The following is a 1,382-nucleotide window of genomic DNA, read 5'->3' as shown; positions in this document are numbered from 1 at the left end:
GGTTGCCGCTGATCGGCGCGGTGCCGGCCTGGGACAACCTGCTGCTGAACACCGGCCACGGCGCGCTGGGGCTGACACTCGCGGCTGGAAGCGCAGCCCGTGTTTGCGAGTGGTTGAGGCGGCCCTGAAGCCCCTGCACCACGCCTGCCGAAGCGAGGGTTCGCCCACCCCCCTGCGGTACAGTGCCCGCACGATGCTTCGCGCCCTGTCCCGCCTGTTCCGAATACCTCATTCCCGCGCAGCTTCGCGCCCCTGGGCCAAGCTGCTGCTGATCGCCGCAAGCATCGCGGCGGCCATGGCCGTCCCGGCGGCCGCGCAGGACCGCGACGACGCCATCCGCCAGGCCCGCGACGCCTTTGTGAAGCGTGACCGGCTCAAGCTTTCCGCGCTGCGCCAGCAGGTGCTGGACAGCCGCCACCCGCTGGCGCCCTGGGTCGACTACTGGGAGCTGACTGGCCGGCTCAGCGAAGTGCGGGTGGACGAGGTGGAAGCCTTTTATGCACGCTGGCCGGGCAGCTATGTGGAAGACCGGCTGCGCAACGACTGGCTGCTGGAACTCGGCCGCCGCCGCGACTGGGCCAACTTCACCCGCGACCAGCCGCGTTTTCGCATGAACGACGATCGCGAGGTGACCTGCTACGCGCTGCTGGCCGAATACGCCGCAGGGCGCGACATCCGCGATGGCGCGCGTCGGGCCTGGATGGCCCAGACCAGCCCCGACGAGGGCTGCCAGGCCCTGGCGCAGACGCTGACCGACGCCAAGCTGCTGAGCGGCGACGACGCCTGGCGCAAGCTGCGCCACGCCGTGGAACACAACCGCCAGAAGCTGGCGCGCAACACCGCCAACCTGCTGGGCGACGACGTGGTCAAGCCGCTGGGCGAGATCTTCGACAACCCGGCCAAGTACCTGGCAAAGAAGGCCAGCGCGCGCAACGGCACGCATGCCTGGCTCAGCGCGCTGGCCATTGCTCGCTTGGCGTCTGGTGACGTGGATGTGGCCGCCAAGCAGTTGAACGAACGCTGGGGCACGATGCTGCCACCCGAGCAGGCCGCGTGGGCCTGGGCCATCGTCGCCCGGCAAGGCGCGCTGGGCCTTCACCCGGACAGCCTGGACTGGCAGAAGAAGGCCTTCTCCCTGCTGAAAAAGCGCGAGGCCGATCGCCCGGACTGGAGCGACGAAACCCTGGGCTGGATGACCCGCAGTGCGCTGCGCCTGGGCCAGGGCAGCGAGCGCTGGACACTGGCGCTGCGCGACATCGAGGCGATGGGCACGACCGAGCGCAACGAGCCGGTCTGGCAGTACTGGCGGGCCCGCGCGGTGATGGCGCTGGCCAAGCCCGGCGAGGCAGGCAATGTGGACCGGCAGGAAGCCCGCAAGCTGC

Annotated in this window: 1 pseudogene; it reads left to right on the top strand. The window is 70.2% G+C overall.

Annotation, left to right across the window (positions count from 1 at the left end):
- Positions 1 to 193 precede the first annotated feature (193 nt).
- Positions 194 to 1,382 (top strand): annotated as a pseudogene (locus FKP22_RS30440) (lytic transglycosylase domain-containing protein); the annotation flags it as partial.

The sequence above is a fragment of the Ideonella azotifigens genome (assembly GCF_006519715.1).
Lineage (GTDB): Bacteria > Pseudomonadota > Gammaproteobacteria > Burkholderiales > Burkholderiaceae_C > Ideonella > Ideonella azotifigens.
Note: the sequence above shows the minus strand (reverse complement) of the source record. Positions and strands in the feature narration are given on the sequence as shown.